22 protein-coding genes and 1 riboswitch are annotated in these 20,893 nt (G+C 43.7%); all 22 genes read right to left on the reverse strand.

Annotated features, from left to right (window positions below):
- Window positions 1–16 precede the first annotated feature (16 nt).
- The 22 genes from cbiB to LEP1GSC050_RS14025 all read right to left on the reverse strand — a co-directional run bounded on the left by cbiB (window position 17) and on the right by LEP1GSC050_RS14025 (window position 20,824).
- Entirely contained in the window at window positions 17–967 is a 951-nt protein-coding gene (gene cbiB, locus LEP1GSC050_RS13920; RefSeq protein ID WP_010571817.1) for an adenosylcobinamide-phosphate synthase CbiB, read from the reverse strand.
- Entirely contained in the window at window positions 964–3,567 is a 2,604-nt protein-coding gene (locus LEP1GSC050_RS13925) for a cobyric acid synthase (protein ID WP_010571818.1), read from the reverse strand. Before LEP1GSC050_RS13925 ends, cbiB begins: the two co-directional genes overlap by 4 nt.
- The gene (gene cobU, locus LEP1GSC050_RS13930; RefSeq protein WP_010571819.1) at window positions 3,554–4,129 is read right to left on the reverse strand and encodes a bifunctional adenosylcobinamide kinase/adenosylcobinamide-phosphate guanylyltransferase; all 576 of its coding nucleotides are present in this window, start codon (window positions 4,127–4,129) and stop codon (window positions 3,554–3,556) included. Before cobU ends, LEP1GSC050_RS13925 begins: the two co-directional genes overlap by 14 nt.
- Window positions 4,117–4,758, reverse strand: a complete 642-nt coding sequence (locus tag LEP1GSC050_RS13935) for a histidine phosphatase family protein (RefSeq protein ID WP_010571820.1) — start codon at window positions 4,756–4,758, stop codon at window positions 4,117–4,119. Before LEP1GSC050_RS13935 ends, cobU begins: the two co-directional genes overlap by 13 nt.
- On the reverse strand, window positions 4,755–5,444 hold the full coding sequence (locus LEP1GSC050_RS13940) for an adenosylcobinamide amidohydrolase (protein ID WP_010571821.1): 690 nt from the start codon (window positions 5,442–5,444) through the stop codon (window positions 4,755–4,757). The genes LEP1GSC050_RS13935 and LEP1GSC050_RS13940 overlap by 4 nt, the downstream gene beginning before the upstream one ends.
- Window positions 5,441–6,829: a cobyrinate a,c-diamide synthase gene (locus LEP1GSC050_RS13945; RefSeq protein WP_010571822.1), complete on the reverse strand. Its 1,389-nt coding sequence runs from the start codon at window positions 6,827–6,829 to the stop codon at window positions 5,441–5,443. The genes LEP1GSC050_RS13940 and LEP1GSC050_RS13945 overlap by 4 nt, the downstream gene beginning before the upstream one ends.
- An 8-nt stretch (window positions 6,830–6,837) precedes the next feature.
- On the reverse strand, window positions 6,838–7,374 hold the full coding sequence (cobO, locus tag LEP1GSC050_RS13950) for a cob(I)yrinic acid a,c-diamide adenosyltransferase (protein ID WP_010571823.1): 537 nt from the start codon (window positions 7,372–7,374) through the stop codon (window positions 6,838–6,840).
- Window positions 7,375–7,376: 2 nt separating this feature from the next.
- The gene (gene cobM, locus LEP1GSC050_RS13955) at window positions 7,377–8,174 is read right to left on the reverse strand and encodes a precorrin-4 C(11)-methyltransferase (protein ID WP_010571824.1); all 798 of its coding nucleotides are present in this window, start codon (window positions 8,172–8,174) and stop codon (window positions 7,377–7,379) included.
- A 10-nt stretch (window positions 8,175–8,184) separates the two neighbouring features.
- Window positions 8,185–9,648 carry a precorrin-3B C(17)-methyltransferase gene (gene cobJ / locus LEP1GSC050_RS13960; protein WP_010571825.1) on the reverse strand — a complete coding sequence of 488 codons (1,464 nt, stop codon included), beginning with the start codon at window positions 9,646–9,648 and terminating at the stop codon, window positions 8,185–8,187.
- A complete protein-coding gene (locus LEP1GSC050_RS13965) occupies window positions 9,645–10,802 on the reverse strand; it encodes a cobalt-precorrin 5A hydrolase (RefSeq protein ID WP_010571826.1) in 1,158 nt (385 codons plus the stop codon). Before LEP1GSC050_RS13965 ends, cobJ begins: the two co-directional genes overlap by 4 nt.
- Window positions 10,789–11,556 (reverse strand): precorrin-2 C(20)-methyltransferase, encoded by a 768-nt coding sequence (gene cobI / locus LEP1GSC050_RS13970; protein ID WP_010571827.1) that lies wholly within the window; start codon window positions 11,554–11,556, stop codon window positions 10,789–10,791. The genes LEP1GSC050_RS13965 and cobI overlap by 14 nt, the downstream gene beginning before the upstream one ends.
- Window positions 11,556–12,794 carry a bifunctional cobalt-precorrin-7 (C(5))-methyltransferase/cobalt-precorrin-6B (C(15))-methyltransferase gene (locus tag LEP1GSC050_RS13975; RefSeq protein WP_010571828.1) on the reverse strand — a complete coding sequence of 413 codons (1,239 nt, stop codon included), beginning with the start codon at window positions 12,792–12,794 and terminating at the stop codon, window positions 11,556–11,558. Before LEP1GSC050_RS13975 ends, cobI begins: the two co-directional genes overlap by 1 nt.
- Window positions 12,791–13,450 carry a precorrin-8X methylmutase gene (locus LEP1GSC050_RS13980; RefSeq protein WP_010571829.1) on the reverse strand — a complete coding sequence of 220 codons (660 nt, stop codon included), beginning with the start codon at window positions 13,448–13,450 and terminating at the stop codon, window positions 12,791–12,793. Before LEP1GSC050_RS13980 ends, LEP1GSC050_RS13975 begins: the two co-directional genes overlap by 4 nt.
- 31 nt (window positions 13,451–13,481) lie before the next feature.
- Window positions 13,482–14,561, reverse strand: coding sequence for a cobalt-precorrin-5B (C(1))-methyltransferase (locus LEP1GSC050_RS13985; RefSeq protein ID WP_010571830.1), 1,080 nt, complete (start codon window positions 14,559–14,561; stop codon window positions 13,482–13,484).
- An 18-nt stretch (window positions 14,562–14,579) separates the two neighbouring features.
- Window positions 14,580–15,344 carry an FAD-dependent oxidoreductase gene (locus LEP1GSC050_RS13990; RefSeq protein WP_010571831.1) on the reverse strand — a complete coding sequence of 255 codons (765 nt, stop codon included), beginning with the start codon at window positions 15,342–15,344 and terminating at the stop codon, window positions 14,580–14,582.
- 9 nt (window positions 15,345–15,353) lie between these two features.
- Complete coding sequence (locus tag LEP1GSC050_RS13995) at window positions 15,354–15,728, reverse strand: DUF3209 family protein (protein ID WP_010571832.1); 375 nt, start codon at window positions 15,726–15,728, stop codon at window positions 15,354–15,356.
- 11 nt (window positions 15,729–15,739) lie between these two features.
- A complete protein-coding gene (locus tag LEP1GSC050_RS14000) occupies window positions 15,740–16,942 on the reverse strand; it encodes a CbiX/SirB N-terminal domain-containing protein (RefSeq protein ID WP_010571833.1) in 1,203 nt (400 codons plus the stop codon).
- Window positions 16,939–17,739, reverse strand: coding sequence for a CbtA family protein (locus LEP1GSC050_RS14005; RefSeq protein ID WP_010571834.1), 801 nt, complete (start codon window positions 17,737–17,739; stop codon window positions 16,939–16,941). The genes LEP1GSC050_RS14000 and LEP1GSC050_RS14005 overlap by 4 nt, the downstream gene beginning before the upstream one ends.
- Complete coding sequence (locus LEP1GSC050_RS14010; RefSeq protein ID WP_010571835.1) at window positions 17,730–17,915, reverse strand: CbtB domain-containing protein; 186 nt, start codon at window positions 17,913–17,915, stop codon at window positions 17,730–17,732. The genes LEP1GSC050_RS14005 and LEP1GSC050_RS14010 overlap by 10 nt, the downstream gene beginning before the upstream one ends.
- Before the next feature lie 131 nt (window positions 17,916–18,046).
- Window positions 18,047–18,226, reverse strand: a riboswitch (cobalamin riboswitch).
- A 245-nt stretch (window positions 18,227–18,471) separates the two neighbouring features.
- The gene (locus tag LEP1GSC050_RS14015) at window positions 18,472–18,834 is read right to left on the reverse strand and encodes a DoxX family protein (protein ID WP_010571836.1); all 363 of its coding nucleotides are present in this window, start codon (window positions 18,832–18,834) and stop codon (window positions 18,472–18,474) included.
- Window positions 18,835–19,115: 281 nt separating this feature from the next.
- The gene (locus LEP1GSC050_RS14020; protein ID WP_010571837.1) at window positions 19,116–20,351 is read right to left on the reverse strand and encodes a glycosyltransferase family 4 protein; all 1,236 of its coding nucleotides are present in this window, start codon (window positions 20,349–20,351) and stop codon (window positions 19,116–19,118) included.
- A gap of 77 nt (window positions 20,352–20,428) precedes the next feature.
- Window positions 20,429–20,824, reverse strand: coding sequence for a DUF5329 family protein (locus tag LEP1GSC050_RS14025; protein WP_010571838.1), 396 nt, complete (start codon window positions 20,822–20,824; stop codon window positions 20,429–20,431).
- Window positions 20,825–20,893 lie beyond the last annotated feature (69 nt).

Consider the following 20,893-nt stretch of genomic DNA (forward strand, 5'->3'; position numbering starts at 1 on the left):
TGCATTCCTGTACTCTCTAAACACTTACGATTAAGCGACGTGCAATTAAGAAGAATATGCAAGATAGAATCGAGGTGATAAAAATGATTCGATTGGCGCGCAGAATATGAATGGAAGACAAGGAATCTTTCTCATCTCCTAAAAAGGGTTTTTCACTTTTGATTCCTTGATAGTAATTTATTCCACCTAATCTGACTCCCAACGCTCCGGCGACCGCCGCCTCCGCCAAACCTGAATTAGGACTCGGATGTTTTCTGCCATCCCGTAGTAGAATTCGAAAGGATCGAATAGGATTCATGAATAAGATAGCCGAACTCAAGGATACCATCGGAGCTGTCAGTCGTGCCGGTAGGAAATTGGCGCAGTCGTCGATTCTAGCAGGGAATGTCCCGAACTTTTCGTACAGTTGATTCTTGTGACCGAATAAGGAATCTAGAGTGTTTACGGATCTGTATAGAACCGCCCAAGCGGGACCTCCGAAAATTGCGAAGAATAAAGGTGCCGTCACGCCGTCGACCAAACTTTCTGCAACGCTTTCTACGCACGCTCGAACGATTTCCGATCTGGATAAATTTTGAGTATCTCTTCCTACAAGTAAAGCCACCTTTTCTCTCGCGAGGGACAGATCGTCAGACTTTAATGCGTGATAGACGGCTTTGCTATGGTTTAATAAGTCGCGAAGAGCAATGGTCGTGTATATTATGAAAATTGAAAATATTGATTCTGCGATAGAGCTAAAACTTTCGAATATTTTGCCGATCGTAAAAGGAATCGTGAAAGAAAACGAATAGACGATACAGGATGCAAAAAATCCAGCCCAAAAAGGAGATGGAAAAAAATTCCGCGCGTGTCTTTCCGTTAATCGCGCAAATTTTCCGATCCAGCGAACCGGGTGAGGCATCCTGCGCGGATCGCCTAAAATTAAATCCATTAGAATCGAAGCGACTATGATTGTTTCGAGTCTCATCTCAATCCTATAAGTCGGTAAATTTCATTCATATTTACCGAATTTCGGACTCCGGTTGCAAGTCTCTCTAAGCTTGATTCTAATTCATATTTTATGGTCACACCACCCAATGCATTCATCCCTTTTCGAACTCTGATTTTATCCAGAAAGGAGCGACGAAATTCGTCGGCATCAAAGATTCCATGAATATAAGTACCCCAAATCCTTCCGTTTCGATTGGAATGTCCTAAATGGATACCTTCTCTAGAAACGACGACGATCGGAATCGAATCTTTTAGCTCGGTGTTTCCGTGATGAATTTCATATCCATAAACGACTTTATCGGAAGGTAGATGCTTAGCTCCGACTTGCTTGAGTACTTTTTCTTTCTCTAATGTAGTTTCTATCGGTAATAAGTTCAAACCTATGGTAGTTCCGGAAGTGGATTCGATTTTATAAGGATCATGTATCTTTGCTCCTAATATCTGATATCCTCCGCAAATTCCGACGATTTCCGTTGCATCGTCCTGTGCCATTTTAAGGATTTTTTCCGAGAACCCCGAAGTTCTTAAATAGTGCATGTCAGAAGCAACGTTTTTACTTCCCGGCAAGATTAGCACATCCGGGCTACCTAGTTCCCCTGCAGATTTTACGATTCTCAATCGAACATCTTCTTCCAATCGCAAAGCGTCGACGTCTGTGTGATTGGAAATTCTAGGAGTATCGATCATGGCTATATCAATCCTGTTTTTTAACGGTGATTCATCGCTTAGTTTTCCCGACTTAAATTCTAAGGAATCTTCTTCCGGCAGGCCTAATCCTTCGAAATGAGGTATTATTCCAAAGACGGATTTATTAGTATATGTTTTCAGATATTGAATTCCCGGATCCAATAGTTCCGGAATTCCTCGAAAACGATTTATTAGAAATCCTGAAACTAATTTTCTTTCCCACTCCGCCATCGTTTCGAGGGAACCTACCAAAGCTCCAAAGATTCCTCCGTGATCTATGTTTCCGACCAATAGAACCTTTGCTTCAGCGTATTGAGCCATTCTCATGTTTACGATATCATTCGCTTTTAGGTTCACTTCGGAAACGCTTCCGGCGCCTTCTAACACGATCACCTCGTATTCTTCGGAGAGGGAATCGTAGGATTTCATCACTTGCTCGAAGGCTTTCGGCTTGAATTTCGTGTAATCGCGAAAATCCATCGCTTCTATCGGCTTTCCGTTCAGGATAACCTGCGAATCCTTTTCGCTTGAAGGTTTTAGCAGTATGGGGTTCATTCTGACGTCTGCGGGAACTCCTGCCGCCTGCGCTTGTAGGGCCTGCGCTCTTCCAATCTCGAATCCATCGACGGTTACAAACGAATTCAAGGCCATGTTTTGCGATTTAAAAGGTGCTACGCCGATCCCATCTTGTCGAAAAATTCTACAAAAGGCGGCCGTTAGTAAACTTTTCCCGACATTGGATGCGGTTCCTTGTATCATCAAGGCGGGTTTTTTTCGGGAATGCACATTAGAACTTGAAGGGATATTGAAAATTCCTCGAAGTGCGCTAATCAAGGTACGATTATCTTCCGCATTGCGAACGGCTATTCGGAAAAATCCGGACCCTAGTCCGGGAGTCTTCTCGCAATCACGAATTGATATTTTATGCTTTTCTAATAGTTCTTTTTTTAAATCGGAAACAGAAATTTCCGTCGCGGATAATTTGACGAGAATGAAATTCGTTTCGCTGGGGAATGCGGTTAATTGCGGAATCGAGTTTAATTGCTCGAAGAACGGTTTTTTCCATCGTTCGAGCGATTTTCTAGATAATTCGAAAAATTTCGGATCGTCCGCAGCTTTTTCTATAACCGCCGCGGCTAATCGATTCAGCGACCATGGGGGAAGCAAATCGGATAATCGTTCGCAAATATCGGGATCCGCGATGCAAATTCCGGCCCTCAAGCCCGGAATCGATAATATTTTTGTTAATGACCGGACGATCGCCATATTATCGGGTCGGTCCTTTCTGAAAGAAATAGCGTTCGAACAGAAATCTAAAAAAGATTCGTCTATTATCCAGAATGTATTCTTATAACTCTTTGCTAAATTTTCGATCTCTATACGGTTCAAGATTCGACCGGTAGGATTATTAGGATGTCCTAATATGATTAGTTTCTTTTTATCGGAATTCTGTTTAAGAATCGTTTCGAGTCGGTCGTATTCTAAATCGAAGTTCACTTCTTTTCGTAATTCAAAATATTGGCATCGAATCGAGTTTTTTTGCAGGACTCGTTCATAATCTCCGTAACTAGGGACTGGAAGAATTGCCAGATCAAACTGGATAATTCGCGGTAAGAAGTATAGAAGCTCCGAGGCTCCGTTTCCGAAAACGAGTTCGCTTGCCGGAATTCCCCATCGCGTTTCGAGAGCTGTTTTGACGGCTTCGTATCGAATATCCGGATAATATGCGAGATTACTGATTTGCGAATTAACTAAAGGGCGAAGCCAATCCGGAAATCCGAGCGGATTCAAGTTAGCCGAAAAATCTAAGATTTCTTCACGACTGCAATTGAGTTCTTTAGAAAGGGCATCGATATTGCCCCCGTGAGCTTGCATCTCAGATTCGTTCATTTTTTACGCCTTCGCCGGTTTTCAATCGAATCGGAATGCCGCTTATCAATAAGAATACCTCGTCCGCCTCCTTGGCGACGACTTGGTTGCATGTTCCCAATAAATCCCTATAAATTCTGACAAGAGACGATTCTGGAACCACGCCTAATCCAATTTCATTCGTTACAAAAATAACTTTGCCGGGAAAGCAAGAACGAGCTTCCTCTAAAAATTTTACTACAGATCCTCGAACCGAGGGCTCGCTTAGTATCTTACCTTCGTTCTGGGATTTGAATAATTGATTGTTGATCCAAAGACTTAAGCAATCTACCACTACGATTTTTTCTTCTTTCGACGATAAATTGCTAAATACATTATGTAAATCTAACGGTTCTTCTATCGTTTCCCAGTTGTGGTCTTTTCTCTCTTCCTGATGTTTTCGGATCCGATCATCCATCTCATCGTCGATTTTAGGACAGGTGGCGATAAAAATTTTTCGTCCTACGAATGCATTTCCTTTTTCTAATGCAAATCGACTCTTTCCACTCCGGCAGCCGCCTGTAACGAGGCTTATATCGGCCATTGTCCCTCCGAAAGTCTTCCGTATCTATTCAAACCGGTAAGTGAAGCGGTTCCGTTTTTATAAATTTCCAGACTTGAAATAGAACCGCTAAGTAATCGAAACTTTGTATATTCCACCGGAGCCATTCCTAATAGAATGCATATAAGAACGGACAAAACACCCCCGTGCGAAATCAGCACGATATCGGATCCAAGGGAAAATTCGTTTATAACCAGGTCTTTAACTTGAGAGATTCTTTTCAGAAAAGAGGAGATTTGTTCCCCCCCAGGAAATTCAAGGGTCGGGTCGAACTCCGAAAATTGACGAAAATTATCCGGAAATAAACGATGTATCTCTCCAAAAGAACGATTTTTCCATATTCCGAAATTAAGTTCTTCTAATTCGCTTAATAACGTTGCCGAAATTTTATCGCTAAATCCCATATTGCCCCATGTATCAGTACAGCATAATGAAGGACTTATGAGGAAAATGGTTTCATTTTCGGTTAAATATCGTGAAAGCTCGATGCCTAAGTTTTTTGCCTCAAGTTTTCCCTCCGGAGAAAGAGATAAATTATCGTTTCCAGGGAAGCAGCGTTTATTATCGCCGATTGTCCAAGGATGGCGTATTAGAAAAAGAGAACGTTTCATTTTTTACCGACGTTCGTTTTTGCCAGTTTCCATTTCTGAACCCCCGCTTCCACTGCTTGGTGTACCGAACTTCCGATTAGATGACCGATGTCTGTATGTTTTCCCGCATAAATTCGAGTCTTATCATTTTCAGGAGATGCGATTCCGATACAATCAGTTCCCGTTCCGGTGGCCGATTGGAAACCGGAGAGACTCGGAATATCTCCTTCTAAAATCGCGAGGGTTCTTGCTTCGGCAGCTATCGAGATTGCCTCGATTGACGCAGGAAGATTTAAGGGAACGGAAGTTTGAACGAGCAAATTAACTGTACCGTAATTTTGATGGAAGAGCGGCAGTTCTCCAACTCGTAAGGCATTTCCTAAACCGACAGTCGCAATGCAGCGGACCCACAAATCTTTAATTCTACAAATTCTTTCCGTATAAGCGAACAGAGAGGCGCTGGTTAAAAAGCCTAGACTCTGTACATCACGTCCCGTTTCAATAAGACGATTGCGATAGTGCTCGGACGGATTCACTCCGGGAGGTAAATCATCGTTGCATACGCGAAGCCAAGTCGCGTGTCTAATTCTAGTCCAGCCTCCGCCTAGGACCGTCCAACTCAATGCTAAATGCGTTTCTTTCAGGTCTATATCCAACCATGTTCCGTCGGTTTGAATTATAGATCGTTCATGTCCGAGCGTTTTCAAGACGGTATCCTAACACAGGCAGCTACGAAATTCTCGGGAATGCTTGGATTAGATGCCCAGTGAGCATGCACATAAGATCCTAATATGTTTCGATCCGAATAACCTTCCGAAGAAGTAGTTTCGCCCTTTCTTTTTCGAATTCTATAAAGTAGTTTTACGTTTTTATGTTCTTTGACCTCTAAGCTTGAATATCGAAATTGATGGCCCCGGAACCTAGTGCCGGCTGATCCTAAGAAGGATGTTTCTTCGGTACTCACTTCCGTATAGCCTAATGCCTGCAATTTTTCGTGCATTCTGACTTTTGCTGGAATTAATCCCACCATCGAAAAAGAATTTCCGTTTACTGTCTCTATTTCCTCCGATAAATACATAAGTCCTCCGCATTCCGCATATATCGGGCGTCCATTCATTCCGAATTCATAAATTTCTTTTAGAAGAGTTCTGTTGGATGACAAGGCTTCGGCGAATAGCTCCGGATAACCGCCTCCGATATAGAGACCGTCTATTTTCGGCAATTTAGAATCGGAAATCGGAGAGAAGGGAATTAGTTCGGCTCCGGCCATCTCTAACCTTCGTAAATTATCTTCATAATAGAAATGAAATGCATTATCCTTTGCAAGTCCGATCCTGCATTTGTATGAAGTCTTCGATCGATTGACTTTTAATTCGGAAGCGATAGGCTTGTAAAGCTTTTCCGATGCAATCTTCCAGATTCTATCTAAATCAAACCAAGTTTCGCATAAGTCCGCCCAATAAGCCAATTTATCGTCGCCTATTCCCGCTTCCTGTGCACTACGGAGTCCCAAATGCCTTTCTGGAAATGAATGTTCTGGAGATTTGGGAAACCCTCCGACTAACGGGAGGAAGGGATCCAATGCGGATCTTAAAATTTCACGATGGTTTTCCGTGCCGATAAAATTGGCGATAACTCCGCTTACTTCTAAACTCGTATCAAAATTTTTTAATCCTAGAACTAACGGGGCAATCGTTCGAGCCATCCCTCTTGCATCCAATACGATCAGTGTAGGTGCCTCTAACCATTTGGCTATTTCTGCGCTCGAGCCTGCGTCTCCTGTAGGAGAGGCTCCGTCAAAGAGCCCCATGACGCCTTCGATTATCGCTATATCGCTTTCTGCACTTGCCGCTTGAAAGGTTTTTAATACGGCTTCTTTCCCCATTAACCATCCGTCTAAGTTTTGGCAAGTTACTCCGGCGACTAACGTGTGGTATGTCGGGTCTAAATAATCGGGTCCACATTTGAACGTTGAAACTCTGAGACCGCGTTTTCTGAAAGCCTGCGAAAGCGCGAGCACGGTAGTGGTTTTACCTACCCCGCTACCGGTCCCCGCAATTAGAATTCTAGGAATGCTCGGTGATTTTTCCAATTGTCCTCTTAGAAATCGATTCCAGCCTGGGCTTTTATTCCGATTTGAAACGGATGCTTTACTGCTTCAATTTTACTTACAAGATCCGCCTGCTCCAGTAGAAGTTCCGGACAATTTCTTCCGGTTAAAACGATATGAACGTGAGAAGGACGCGTTTTAAAAACATCGGAAGCTTCTTTTACGTCTATCCAACCGAAATGAAATGCATAGGTAATTTCGTCCAAAACAACGAGCGCATGATCTCCCCCTAAAATCATCTTTTTGGATAACTCCCAAGCTGCGAGGGCGGCTTTTTTATCCTTATCTAAGTCTTCGCTATCCCAGGTGAACCCGAGACCCATAACATAAAAATCTAATTCAGGAATCGTTTTGGCGAATTTTCTTTCACCCGTTTCCCACTTTCCTTTGATGAATTGCACGATCCCGCAACGCATGCCACGTCCTAAAGCACGGAATATCATTCCTAATGCGGCAGTGGTTTTGCCTTTTCCTTCCCCGGTATTAACGATCATTAATCCGCGACGTTCTTTAGACGAAAGTTCCATGTTTAACCAGGTAGAGGTGAATCGATCGAAACCGATTTTTGCAGTTTCGTTTTCTTCCTAAATTTATGGGAAAAATCGGGAGAATATAGTCGAGAATCTGCGAAGTCGTGGCAGTTCAAAACTCGTCCGACAAATACGATTGCGGTCGCATTGATCTTTTCCGCTTTAGCTTTTTCTGAAATATCAGACAATGTTCCTAAGACGATTTTTTGTTCCGGCCAGGAGGCTTTTTGAACTATTGCAACGGGGCAATCCTCTCCGTAGTAAGGCAATAGCTGCTCCGTGATTTTTCTTAAAAGAAGTGCGCTCAAGAAAAATACGAGGGTTGCTCCGGATTGCGCTAAAACTTCCAATTTTTCTTTCGGAGGCATCGGTGTTCGGCCTTCCGCTCGAGTGATAATGACCGTTTGCGATACTTCAGGGAGAGTAAGTTCCTTGCCTAAAGCCGCCGCAGCCGCAGTGAAAGAAGATACCCCAGGAATGATTTCATAAGGAATTCCTAATTCATCCATTCTTCGCATCTGCTCTGCCGTCGATCCGAAAATGGCAGGATCCCCGGTATGAACTCGGGCGACATCCTGGTCTTTTTCAAATGCCTCCCTTAAAACTTGAATGATTTCATCCAATGTCATGCCGGAGGAATCGATTATCTTCGCCTCGGGATTCGCCATGGCGATTACTCTCTCCGGAACTAAGGAACCGGTATAAAGGACGATAGGACTCGTTTCGATTCTCTTTGCTCCTTTAATAGTTATTAGTTCCGGATCTCCCGGTCCGGCGCCGATGATATACACTTTCATAATAATTTTCTCATGAACATTTTAATACTTCGTCTCGAACAATTGTCCAAATCGGTTTCGGTAGCGACGGTAGCCAACTTAAGTCCCAATACTCCGATTGATTCCAAATAACTTTATCGCTGGAATCCTCTAGCAAAGCCGTAATTCTCTCGCTAATGGACGAATTACGATGCACTGCAAATCTTTCGTAAAGATCGTCGGGAGTCGTTTTGGAGGGAACTAAGAATTGGAAAGAATTTGTTCGCGCAAGATTCAAATCCGCTACGTTAAGTTTGGTCCAACGTGTATGCTCCTCGGCATAGGAAAAACCGAAATCTTCGAATTGGCAGGGTCGCTTTAGCTTGCCGATTAAATAATATTCTTCTTTCGATTCGTATAAAAGAGCGCCGGCAAGTCTTCCTATCTTGCCGAAATCCTTAATTTCTTCTCCCGGTATTAGAGTTTTGGTCGGAGACGATTTAACGGATTGGACGAATCGCAAAGCATTTAAAGCGGAAGCAACCGAGGAATCCCGTTCGAAGCGCTCGAGATTCTTGTCTTCGATTATCGGTTCTTCCGGCTCCAATACGGAGGTATCGGCTCGAACGAATGCATTTGATATTTTAGTAATATTTAAAGTTCTTTCTCCGTCCGGAGTATTCGATTTTTCCGATAAATCGCCTTCAGTTCTCAGAGAAAATCCTTTTCTCTGACCGTTTTGAACTTCACCGCTCTTTAAAGAATATTTGTTCGAGTAGCCTCTAGGAGTTACGAAAAATCCCTCATAGATAAAGCTATTGGACGATCCGATGATTACCGTGGTATTCATACCGATTTCGAAATCTAAAAAATGATCCAAATCGGATAACACGACGCTTTGTTGTTTGCGATAAGCACTCTTGATAAGTGCAACGGGAGTGTTACCGGGCCTGTATTGACCTATAATGCGAGTTGCTTCCAGTATTTGTCTCTGCCTCCGCCCCGAGGCCGGATTGTACAGTGAAATAACGAAGTCTCCTCTAGCGGCGGAGTCGATTCGCTTTTCGATGATTGGCCACGGAGTGAGGAGATCCGAAAGAGAAATTCGGCAAGAATCATGCACCAAAGGAGCTCCCACAAGGGACGCGCAGGAATTATCCGCGCTGATTCCAGGAAAGATTCGTATTTCTGGAGAATCCCCTCGCTTCCATCCGATTTTTCGTAAAACTTCGAACACTAAGCCTGCCATTCCATAAACACCCGCATCACCGGACGAAATGAGAGCGACTTTTTTACCATCTGCGGCGGCCTCAACAGCGGCCTGAGCCCGCCCTATCTCCTCGGTCATTCCCGTTCTTGTTACTTGCTTGCCCGTTAAAAGATGACGGACCAAACCGATATAGGTCGAGTAGCCGATAACATATTCCGCTTCGTGAATCGCTTCGAGTGCTGCAGGCGTGATATGCTCGTCTCTTCCGGGACCGATTCCGACTAAATTTAGCTTTCCATATTTCATGAATGAATAGCCTCCTTCGTAATCAAAACTTCTTCTCTGGGTAAAAAAGGAATTCTGGCAACAGCCACGGTAAGATTTTTACTCTCGGGAGTTCTCTTGTATTTTCTCTTAGGGACTATTAGGAAATCCGTACCTGCGCCGAGTAACGCCGCGGCTTCACAGACCGATCGGGTTTCTACATGCTTCGTTGCCATGGCGGAAGGTGAAACGATTCCAGTAGCCCTATCCAGCTCCGATGCCGGGAATGTAAGAAATTCCCATTGATACATTTGAGCCAGTTCAAGAAAGGCCTGTTCGTCATGCTTTCGATCGATACTTGCGATTGCACGAACGGATTCCAAGCTTAAACCGTTCTCGTCTAACGTCGTCATAATCCCGGATTTCGCATCCTCGAACGAAATGTAGCGATCGCATCCCAATCCTAAAATCAGGCTTTTCGGTTTATATATTACGGAATTATTATAATGATTAGGATGCGTTTGTTTTATATTCGATCGATCGGTGGCGATCAATAATATCTCATACTTATTCGGATCGACAGCTTCGAGCGAGGTCGAATATTCGACGCCGGGAGGAAGCGGTTTATCTTTTGGCCACCATTCCGATTCCCCGCATTCCTGCACAAATAATACTTTGGTTTCGTTCACCACTGCCGCGCAGGCTCTAGTAACGTTTCTATCCTGATCCTCTAAAACCCAACCTAAGTCTCTTCCTAAAATATCGACAGTTAGGGTCCCGGCCACATCCGAGGCTGTCGTGATAACAGGAGTATTTTCCAAAGCTTTGGAAACGATTTGAGTAAAAAAATTGCCTCTGCCTACATGCCCTGAAAGAACACAGATGGAGAATGAACCCTTATCGTCCACGCATATGACTGCCGGATCTACTTTTTTATTTTGTAATAAAGGTGCGATCATTCTCACGACTGCCCCGACGCTTATGATGAAAATGTGGCAGTCGTATCGAGTGAATGTTTCCCGCAATGTCGAATCCATCGGTAGGGCTAAGCTTAACGAATCGGCGGGAGCTTGATCCGAAAGTTTTTTCGAAACGAAGAGATCCGCAGTTCCGAGGGATTTCCGAAGTCGCTCTCCGAGGATAATCCCGTGTTTTGTAATCGCATAAATGGCGTACGGTTTTCTAATCGGATTCATATAACTCTCCTCGAAGAACGCCTTTACGTTTGCGGATAGAAATTAAGACCATAGAAAAGTAATCGCAGTTTTCGTTTTGAATCGATTCTAAATCTTTCACGATTTTTTGCTTATCCGTAGTTCCGTAAGAAACATACGTTGCGTTTTCCAAAAGTCCGAGTAGTTTTAAAATTCTCACTAATTCAGGAATGACTTGGCCGACCTTGGTTAAAACAATCGAATCAAAGTCTTCTACAAGTCTTGGTAGATCTTCCAAACCGTAAGTTGCAGGCAGGACGCAAAAACGTTCCCGCCCGTCGGCTAACGGAATTTGTAAAGCGGCAGGGATTGCAGTAACTGAAGTGACAGCCGGAACGATCTCTATCTCGATTCCCGGCCATCGGTCAGGAGCCTCTTCTCTCAGGTAATTCCAAGAGCTGTAGACGGAAGGATCTCCTTGCGTAACGAATGCGACATTTTTTCCGTTCAGCAGTCGCGCTCCGATTTCGTTGAATGCTTTATCCCAGGCTGGTACTAACACTTTAGGATCCTTACTCATCGGAAAGTGTAGAAAGATTTTTTCCTGTTTGGAATTTTCCTTAACAAGCGGTGAACAAACTCTCCATGCAAAAGAGGGTAGATGCTCGCTGCTTTTGGGAATTGCGAGTACTTCGGCCTCGTTTAGGACATTTATCGCTCTTAGAGTGATTAAGTCGGTCGCACCCGGGCCTACACCGACTCCGAACAATTTACCTAGCGTTTTAGTTTCGTTCATTATAATTCCATGCTTCGTTTAATAGTTTTAAAAATATGGATCGGATTTAAGGCTTCGTAGCGGAGGTAAGTCGCTAATTTTTGCCCTCTCGAAACGTTCAATAGAATGACTTCCATTTCCAGCCCGAGATTCTTGAAAGCTTGGTATGCCTCCGATACATTATCTAGGGTAACCGCATTTACTACGAGTCTGCCGCCTTCCTTTAATCTTTGATAGGATACCCTTATGATTTCTTCCAGACTTCCTTTAGAGCCGCCGACGAAAACACAATCCGGTGACGGTAGATCTGCGAGTGCTTCCGGCGCTCGACCTTCAATTATAAAAACGTTATCCGCTTTATGGAAAAGTTTATTCTCTTGGCAAATTGCTATTCCTTCCGGATCGATTTCGATAGCATATGCCCGTCCTTCCGAAGCTAGAAAAGCCGCTTCGATCGAAACGGAGCCGGAACCTGCACCGATATCCCAAACAACGGAATCGATTCGAATTTCCAGCGCAGCAAGCGATAGAATTCTCACTTCCTTTTTGGTGATTAAACCTTTTTTGGGGATTCGCTTTGCGTATTCGTCCTCTTCTCGATAAGGAATAACCGAAGGACGTCGCCATTCTGCATCTTCTCTAATGAGAATTAGCACATTTAGGTCGGAAATATCGGAAGCAACGCTCAGCTCCGATATCGTAAATTTTCGAACAGATTCGCTTCTACCTCCTAGATTTTCGCAGACAAAAGCTATCCAATCCGTCTCTCCGAATTGTATCATATTTCGTGCAATAGAGGAGGGGGAGTTGGATCCGTCGGTGAAACAGGCAATTTTATTATGAAATTTTAATTTATTTACAAAGCCGATTTTGTCGCGGCCATGCATGGAGATAACCTTAGCGTCATCCCAATTGATCCCGACTTTCGCGAAGGCGCGTTGCATGGAGCTCGGTGCAGGAATAAATTCAACGTGATCCGCTCCGATTTTTTTCCGTACTAGATTGCCGATTCCGTAAAAAAGAGGATCGCCCGAAGCGAGTATGCAGATCGTATTTTCTCCAGAAAGTTCGGCGATATGATCGATTGCCGCTGTAATGTTTTCCTTTAACGTGATTCGTTTTCCATCAAACTCCGGGAAAAAATCCAAATGTCTCTCTCCACCAGCGAGTATATTTGCTCTAGCGACGGCTCCCATTGCTTGACTGGATAGGCCGACGCATCCGTCGTCTCCGATTCCGACTACTACGACGGCTTTCATACATGATTTCCTTTAGCAGATAATAATAAAAGCGCGTGCAGAATCGCTACGGCAATCGTACTTCCACCTTTTCTACCTTGAGTTATGATATAAGGAATGGAACCTTGTAATACCATCACTGATTCCTTCGATTCGCTTGCAGACACAAAGCCGACGGGAACTCCGATGATTAAGGAAGGTTTTGCTTCATTGCTTTCGATCAAACGGACGATCTCTAAGAGAGCGGTAGGCGCGTTCCCGATGGCCAGGATGCTTCCGTCCAAAAGGCCAAGCTCCGACGCTTTTCGAATCGATTCGATTGCTCTTGTAGAATTTTTTTCCTTTGCTTTTTGAATTACGTCCGGATCGGAAATGAAACTATACGTTTTACAATTATAAGCATCGAGTCGTTCCCGATTCAAACCGGCTAAGATCATCTGCACGTCGCAAATAATCGAACAACCTCGCTTCAACGCGGAGATACCCGACGAGGCGGCTTCCGGATGGATTTTTGTAAGCTCTTTGAATTCAAAATCGGCGGTCGCATGAATGATTCTACGAACAATTTCCCAATCGGCAGGGGGGTAAGAATGTATTCCCGCCTCCTCGTCGATGATTTGAAACGATCTATCTTCTATATTTCTTCCGAGAGATGTCATTTGTCGCATGTCGTTCATAATCGTGATAATCATTCCTTTAGATATATTCTCATTTTGCAATATACTCGCCAAGAGGAGCTCCATCAAAATCGACGAGATAGCAGGATATTTTTAAATTCGTACCTGCATGCTTTGCGCAATTCTCGGAAACTCTCTTGCAAATAGTTGAAAGTATCCCGGTGTGACCCGTTTCTTTCCAAAGTTCTAACACATGCCGCGCGGTATTTGCCGTTTCCGTTTCGATACAAACGTTCTCGGGAACTCCTTCCGTTCGAGCGATCTCGGCTAGAAGTTTCGTATTGACGGAGGATCCGCCTCGATGAGTCATCATGACTCCGTCCGCCATTTTTGACAGCTTACCTATCATACCAACGACTATGACTTGCGCCATGGATTCCTTGACCGCGCTTTTGATTCCGGTTCCGATAAAATCTCCGACTTGTATAAACGAAGACTCGTTTAGCTCCTGAAGTAGATCCATTGCGAATTTTTCGGACTTACCTCCGGTCGTGAGGACGACGGTATCGGATCCCAATTCTTTCGCGACCGATATAGCTTGGATAACGCTAGCTTTGTATGCCGCAGTGGAGTAAGGTTTAACGATTCCGGTCGTTCCTAGGATGGAAATTCCTCCGATCAAACCTAGTCGTTCATTCATGGTTTTCTTAGCCATCTCCTGACCGCCGGGAACACTGATCGTTACTTCTGCACCTGAGAACGCGGTGCCGATCAATTCCTCTAATATCATTTCCGTAATATTCTTTCTTGGTACGGGATTGATCGCAGGTGATCCCACTTCGAGACCCAATCCCGCCTTCGTAACCGTCGCAACTCCTTCGCCACCTTTTAAGACGATTTCGTTTGAATATGTTAAACGAACTTCTGCGGTCATTTCAGCTCCATGGGTGCAATCCGGATCGTCGCCTGCGTCTTTAATGATGCTACAGATCGCCATATCTTCTTTCAATTCGCACCGTTTTAATGGGAACGTGACTTTTCGTTTGTTGGGAAGAGTAGTTTCGATTTCCAGCATAGTAGCCTTCTGGATCAACGCTCGCGTCGCCGCTTTTGCAGCTGCGGCGGAACAGGCCCCAGTCGTAAATCCCTCTCTTAGCTCTTTCCCCGCCATTCATTTGTGCTCCGTCGTTCAAGCGCCGAGACGAATTCCATTTTCATTAAGTGATTCGGATCTAAAAAAGGATTCCATTCCGATGAACTCGGAATCCGCTCCGGTTTCTTCCAGGAATATTTTAATTTCGTCTAATATTGTTCCGTTTCCGCTCAGGAAAAAATTAGAAAATGAATTCTGATCTCTCAAGACCCATCGAATAAAAGAGAGCGCTGAATTTGATCGCCAACTTTCTCCTGTAGGTCGAACCGGAATAAATTCTACGTTTGTATTTTTGGATAGAATTTCACTACGAACCCACGCGACCAAATCCCGTTCTTCGGTAGACGATAATAGCCAGACTAGTTTGGAAAAATTAACTCGGTCATTGAATTTGGGGCAAGAAAGTAGGGATAAGGAAGAGCTTATGCCGCTATCGGTAGCAATTAGTAGAGCCGAACCGCGCTTAGGCCAATTAACATTTCCAGCAAATTTGCCCCAAGGACCGGAGAACTCCAGCTCGGTTCCGATTGCAAGATTTCGCAAATGAGTTGTGACATTTCCCAAATCGACTCTTCGAATCAGGAGTTGAAATGTGGATTGTTCAGCATCACTAGAGAGAATCGTGTATGCTCGCTTTAGCTGTTTTCCATCTGCGGTCGTTTTACCGGAATTTATGATTATGTATTGCCCCCCTACAAAATTTAACGATTCGTTTGCCGAGTGTTTAAACATGTACAAATCATAATGTTTCTCGATCGTCCGTCTGTCTATGAGAGTCGTTGATTTTGGAACGGAAACCATAAGTTGACCTTACCCCGGATAAATCTCGTGAACGAAATCGTGCATTTCTTCCAGGTCGTTGAATATGGTATTCAAATTTTGGAATGTATTTTTCAATTCGAGTTCCACTTTTTTGGTGAGAATCAAAAGGGAACGGTAATACGAAAGTTTTGGGTCGTTGGGGGGGAGTAAGGAAATCTTTTGCTCCAATTCGGTTAGGCTGCTCTCGTAAAATTGAAGGAGAGACGTTAAATTGCCGGCACGTGAAAGACTTTGAATCGGCCCGGGTTGCGCTAGTAGATTTTGACCGATTTCATTCACTTCATGAATTCGGGTGACTTCATCGTCGATTCCCAATACATTCATCATTCCAAGTCGTAGTGCTGCGATTTCATGACACGCCATTTATATTTCTCCTATTGCATGATCGAATCGACTAATCTTGAAACGATTCGATCATTTAACAAATGATCTCTAACTATTTCAGGAGCGTCTATTTCTCGGACACCCTGATACCAAATTCCGTCGGGATAAACAACTAAGGACGGACCTTCTCCGCAACGACCGAGGCAAGAAGCGCGAGTAACCCGAAAATCCTTTTGTTTACCGGCTCTCTTTATTTCGGATCGTAGCTTTGCGATTAAAGCAACACTTCCTCGAGCCGAGCAATCTATATTATCACAAACTAATATATGTTTTTGGATATTTCTGTGTGGAAATTCGTGCGGAGCGGCCTGGGAATGAGTTTCCATATGCCTGACGCTCCAAAGTAAGGCTTTTAAGCCTCCGACTTTGCTTGCCAATCCGGGAAGCTGCTCTCTGTATTCGCAGGTTGCGCAAGGAAGGACTCCAATTCCGGCGACAGCTTCCTTAATCCTGTCGTTTAGAATTTTAAAAATGGACGGATTCGATCCAAAATGGGGAGCAAGGCTCGATTTGATCCAAGGGAATTTATCGGTAAAAAGTTCCACCTTTTCCTCGATCGATCTTATCAATCTACCTCCGAAGAGAAAGTAAGGAAGGATCAGTAATTCTTCCGGTCGCAGTTTAGCGGCGACTTCCAAGCTATCCGATAGAAGAGGCTTCGTGATTCCGACAAAAGACGGTATTACGAAACTATATTCATTACTTTCTTCGAATAAACGAACCAGCTTGTAAAATTCGGAATTCGCGTCCGCATCGGAGGAACCTCGACTAACAATGATCACTCCTCTTTTTTTAGGAATTCCTTCTTTCTTATTTATAATGTCGGAAGCACGGGTGTGTAGGAGTTCCAGCATTGTCGGATGGACGCCTATGCAATTGGTAGGTATTAGTTTTACGGTCGGAAATTCTTTCCCAACTTCGTCTAGAACTAGAGGGATATCGTTTTTAGTATGTCCTGCAGAAAATAAAAATAAGGGAAGGACTATAATGGTGGAATTTGTTTGTGCGAATTCTCGTAGCTTGATCTTAAATTCCGGTTGAGCAAGTTCGATGTACGCATGCCTAATTTCCAAATCGGGTCTATGAAGCGAGTATTCGCCGACGAAACGTTCGAATTCTTGGTTTGATCGCGGTTCGCGACTCCCGTGCCCCACGATTAAAAGTCCAAGCTTATCCGAACGTGAGGAAGTCATTGTATAACAATTTCCTCATTGAGTATTTGGTAAGAGTCGATCGTTTTATCCTTGGCCAATCGCAAGAAAAATTGGATCGTTAAACATAGCCAAAAAATAAAGTTTATCGTTAGGCTATAATATACGAAACGGGACCGTAATTCCGGCGGGACAACAGAATTTACGGCCTCAGCGCCGGTTCCGCTTAAAAATGGAAGGAGTGCTATAAAAATTCCGAGTAAAAGCCCGAAGACCTTAACGATTCTTCCGGACTCTTTGGAAGATATGATGAGATAAATTAAAACTCCCATAATGGAGCAAACGATGGATTGAATCCACCAATATTGGCGTGAAGTAAAGCTTTCTTCGCTTCCTATTACTCCGGGGAGTTCCGGCGGATTAGAGACGGATGGAATTCCATGAAATATTAAAAAACTAATCAGTCCTGTTAATGTTGCGGAACGGATCGGCGATTCGAAAAAGTTTCGGGTAAAGAACCCGAAAGAGAAACCCAGTCCTAGAAACAGAGATATTATAATTCCGAAGGCGCCGCCAAGAAGGGTACAGCCTAGAACAGTTGGAACGATCTGTTGTTTTATATTTCCTATTAAATCGAACCGGCCTTCGCCATGAGCACGGGAATGTAAGGTTTCCTGAATATGATGATGGTTTCCTGTTTCTTCGTAAGCTTCTGCTTCCCAAATTAAAGGACTCGTGAAAAAAAGAAAGAGTAGTCCCCAAAGGACTCCGGCAAGAAGTCCCGACTTACATCCTTTTTTGCAAAAAGAAAGCAAAAGTTCCCATCTAGTTAGTGACATGGAAATCCGGCGCTATGGCGAAGATCATGAAATGTATCATGAACTGCCGGCATCGGTTCTAATCCGATCAAATAGACTAAAAAGATTGAGAACGTTAGAATTCCTAAGAGGAATAGAGTACGAAGAAACGATGAAATCCTTCGAATTTGATTTCTTCCTATGGAAATTGCAGGCATAGAACTCTCCTTAGATTACGTATAATCGTTGTTATGCGAAAAGTATGGACGAGAAAATTTCTACATCCTACTTTGTTATGTTTGTTACGTGCTTATCGCGGGAATCGGCTTTAATTCCGAAGCAGATTCCTCACTCAGGGTTTTTATAGGGCGTCTTCTGACTCGAGTTCATTCTACTTAGAGCGCCTTCCCAGGTTTCCCCAGTGGCTTATTGCTCCTTTCGTCCCTCTTACAGCGGCGGGTACCGTGACGGAATTTCACCGTCTTCCGCAAGTGCGATACACTTGCGTTCCTATATAAACTGTCTGTGTCGCCAGCCTATACCGAACTTCGCGATTTTGTATAGAATTTTTTTAGGCCTCTTATTAAAAAAAGCGAGCCTGAATTTCGAGATAAATAAATCGAGAGAAAGATCTGGCCCCTAATCATCTTCATTTCGCAAGACTATACGAAGGTGACGATTTCAGTTGAGGGTAGTGCGGGAATTTCACCCGGCTTTCTTTCAGGAAGTGCAGGTGTATCGGAACAAGCAATCTGTTCCGATACACGGACAAAATTAAGTGTAAATGTATGCCCAGTAAATTAAAACCAATTGTAACGGTAACCTCAGGATAAGGAGCGGTGTAGGCGGGTCTCGTTTCGTTCTGGATTGATAATGATATACATTAGCAGGAAATACGGCGATAAGCAAAAGAATAATTCCCCAAGCAGCGACGGATCTCGTCTGTGGAAAGAATAACCCCAATCCCAATAAAATTTCCGCGATGCCGCTGAGCTGCACAATCAGTTTGTGATAAGGGATCCATGGGGGCATGATTCTCAAGTAAAACTTGGGAATGACGAAATGGAGAATGCCGGCCATAGTATATAGCGTCGCCATAATCCAAAGGCTAATCGTTTTAGCGTCTATGTTTTCCATGGGAAACCATAGTAAGTTCTCTATAGGTTGTTAGTCTGCCTTTTTTCCCGATTTCTTTGCCGAAAGCGTTTCTGTCGGGGATGCGATATTTTGTGGGAAATTTTGGAGAGCGGTAGGTATTTTTCTCTTTTAGAGATGGGAAGGTTTCGTTCGGGTTTGTATCCAGGAAACTTCAGCATAGGCTTCTAACTCCTCGCCGTGGAATGCCCGTCATCATAGGAATTAAAAAGAAAGTACAAGCAAAAAAAAGAATTTTTAATATAATTCCGAGGAAATTCCAATTACGCGCGACTGATTGCGACTTTCAATTTTGCACTTTTTCTAGATTTCGATTTCTTAGGTTTTGCCTTTCCGAATTCCGCATAAACCGATTCAAGAGTATCGGCGACGTCTTCCCAGCTGCATGCTTCCGCAGCTTTACGAGCTCGAACTCCTATTTTTTTCGCCAGACTTCGATTCTCCGCAAGAATGCAAGCATGCTCGGCGAATTCATCTTCTTTATCAAGCGCAGGTAGCAGCGCCGATTTTCCATGAGAAAGGTATTCCCTTGCCGCCGCATAATCATATGCGACGATAGGTAGGCCCGATGCCATCGCTTCCATAACGACATTTCCGAAGGTCTCGGTTACGCTGGGAAATAGAAATAAGTCACCGGTAGCATAATGCCGAGCTAAGTCCTCTCCCTTCCTCATTCCGGAAAAAAAGAAATCCGGATTTTCAGCTCTTAGCTTATCTCTTGATGGGCCGTCACCCACTAATATCAATTTAGCCTTCGGTTCTTTCGTTTGAAGCTTACGGAAGGATTTTACCAATAGATCTAAATTCTTCTCGGGAGCTAATCTGCCGACGTATAGAACCGCCAAATCCGATTGAGAGAGGCCCCATTCTTTCCGTAATTTGGAATCTTTTCGGGCAGGATGAAATAATGCGGTATCGATTCCTCTCGCTACAACTTTTACGTTGTTATAACCCGAAGCTGTGAGTTGTGCGACAATCTGAGCCGTCGGTGCGAGTGTAGCATGAGTCAAGTTATGCAGGCTACGCAAATAAGAATGAACAAGTTTGCCGATAAAACCGACTTTATAATATCTCGCATAAGAATGAAAATTGGTCCTGAAATCGCTGACAACCGGTAACTTTAAATGTCTTGCCGCCCTCACAGCGGATAGCCCTAAAGGACCCTCGGTTACTACGTGGACTAGATCGGGTTTCTCATATTGCATTAATCTTCTAAGAAGTCTTTTTTCCGGAAAGCCGAATCTAAGACCTTCGTAAAACGGAATTTTCGCTCCTCGTACAAGAACTTCGCGGTAGTTTCCGTTTGCAGTCGCCATATCGTTGAAACTTTGGCGGGGGCGTACTAAAATGATTTCGTGTCCTCGCTGCAATAAGTCGCTTAACATTCGATGCAACGTTTTGGAAACTCCGTTGATTTCGGGCGGAAAAGTTTCCGTAACGACTAGTATCCGCAAAGGATATCTATTTATAAAAGTTTTTGGATATACCTCGGAAAACATCGCATTCGATATTACGAAAGCTTTGTAACTATTCAGTGAGAGGCAGGTTACTTTTTGGTTACAATCCGCCGATTGATTTACTTATTCTTTTTTGCTGGAGCGGCCGGCTTTCTCAGCTTCGTCAACTGATCCATTAACCACTTTTCCGATTCTATTTCTTTACCGTCGGGAAATCGAATTTTATAAGGGATTCCGGTAATAGAAGATTTACTAGCCAATCCAACGATAAAGTCTTCCGTTGTTTTAATTCTTCCCTTGGTTGCTTCATATTTTCTTAAAAGATGAGCTTTTGCTTCGTGCACGGTATGCTCCGACCCGTTTCGGATAAAGGTACAACCGTTGCAAGAATCTAACGTCGATAGTAATGCGTTGATTTCCGTTTCTAAATCGGCGGGTTGAGAAGAAAATATTCCTGCGAGGGGCAAAAGCGTGAGAGTAAATAAAAGAATCGTTATAACACTGTGGTGGCGCATGAAGATCGAATTTCATGTTAGCTTGCCGACGCAAGGTCTTGCAAGTGATTTCTTTTTCAAATTCAAGAG

The organism is Leptospira broomii serovar Hurstbridge str. 5399 (genome assembly GCF_000243715.2).
Lineage (GTDB): Bacteria > Spirochaetota > Leptospiria > Leptospirales > Leptospiraceae > Leptospira_B > Leptospira_B broomii.

Excerpts from the sequence above, each read along its gene's own strand:
- cbiB (WP_010571817.1), bottom strand. The coding sequence starts at position 967 with ATGAGACTCGAAACAATCATAGTCGCTTCGATTCTAATGGATTTAATT.
- LEP1GSC050_RS13925 (WP_010571818.1), bottom strand. The coding sequence starts at position 3,567 with ATGAACGAATCTGAGATGCAAGCTCACGGGGGCAATATCGATGCCCTT.
- cobU (WP_010571819.1), bottom strand. The coding sequence starts at position 4,129 with ATGGCCGATATAAGCCTCGTTACAGGCGGCTGCCGGAGTGGAAAGAGT.
- LEP1GSC050_RS13935 (WP_010571820.1), bottom strand. The coding sequence starts at position 4,758 with ATGAAACGTTCTCTTTTTCTAATACGCCATCCTTGGACAATCGGCGAT.
- cobO (WP_010571823.1), bottom strand. The coding sequence starts at position 7,374 with ATGGAACTTTCGTCTAAAGAACGTCGCGGATTAATGATCGTTAATACC.
- cobM (WP_010571824.1), bottom strand. The coding sequence starts at position 8,174 with ATGAAAGTGTATATCATCGGCGCCGGACCGGGAGATCCGGAACTAATA.
- cobJ (WP_010571825.1), bottom strand. The coding sequence starts at position 9,648 with ATGAAATATGGAAAGCTAAATTTAGTCGGAATCGGTCCCGGAAGAGAC.
- LEP1GSC050_RS13965 (WP_010571826.1), bottom strand. The coding sequence starts at position 10,802 with ATGAATCCGATTAGAAAACCGTACGCCATTTATGCGATTACAAAACAC.
- cobI (WP_010571827.1), bottom strand. The coding sequence starts at position 11,556 with ATGAACGAAACTAAAACGCTAGGTAAATTGTTCGGAGTCGGTGTAGGC.
- LEP1GSC050_RS13975 (WP_010571828.1), bottom strand. The coding sequence starts at position 12,794 with ATGAAAGCCGTCGTAGTAGTCGGAATCGGAGACGACGGATGCGTCGGC.
- LEP1GSC050_RS13980 (WP_010571829.1), bottom strand. The coding sequence starts at position 13,450 with ATGAACGACATGCGACAAATGACATCTCTCGGAAGAAATATAGAAGAT.
- LEP1GSC050_RS13985 (WP_010571830.1), bottom strand. The coding sequence starts at position 14,561 with ATGGCGGGGAAAGAGCTAAGAGAGGGATTTACGACTGGGGCCTGTTCC.
- LEP1GSC050_RS13990 (WP_010571831.1), bottom strand. The coding sequence starts at position 15,344 with ATGGTTTCCGTTCCAAAATCAACGACTCTCATAGACAGACGGACGATC.
- LEP1GSC050_RS13995 (WP_010571832.1), bottom strand. The coding sequence starts at position 15,728 with ATGGCGTGTCATGAAATCGCAGCACTACGACTTGGAATGATGAATGTA.
- LEP1GSC050_RS14000 (WP_010571833.1), bottom strand. The coding sequence starts at position 16,942 with ATGACTTCCTCACGTTCGGATAAGCTTGGACTTTTAATCGTGGGGCAC.
- LEP1GSC050_RS14005 (WP_010571834.1), bottom strand. The coding sequence starts at position 17,739 with ATGTCACTAACTAGATGGGAACTTTTGCTTTCTTTTTGCAAAAAAGGA.
- LEP1GSC050_RS14010 (WP_010571835.1), bottom strand. The coding sequence starts at position 17,915 with ATGCCTGCAATTTCCATAGGAAGAAATCAAATTCGAAGGATTTCATCG.
- LEP1GSC050_RS14015 (WP_010571836.1), bottom strand. The coding sequence starts at position 18,834 with ATGGAAAACATAGACGCTAAAACGATTAGCCTTTGGATTATGGCGACG.
- LEP1GSC050_RS14020 (WP_010571837.1), bottom strand. The coding sequence starts at position 20,351 with ATGTTTTCCGAGGTATATCCAAAAACTTTTATAAATAGATATCCTTTG.
- LEP1GSC050_RS14025 (WP_010571838.1), bottom strand. The coding sequence starts at position 20,824 with ATGCGCCACCACAGTGTTATAACGATTCTTTTATTTACTCTCACGCTT.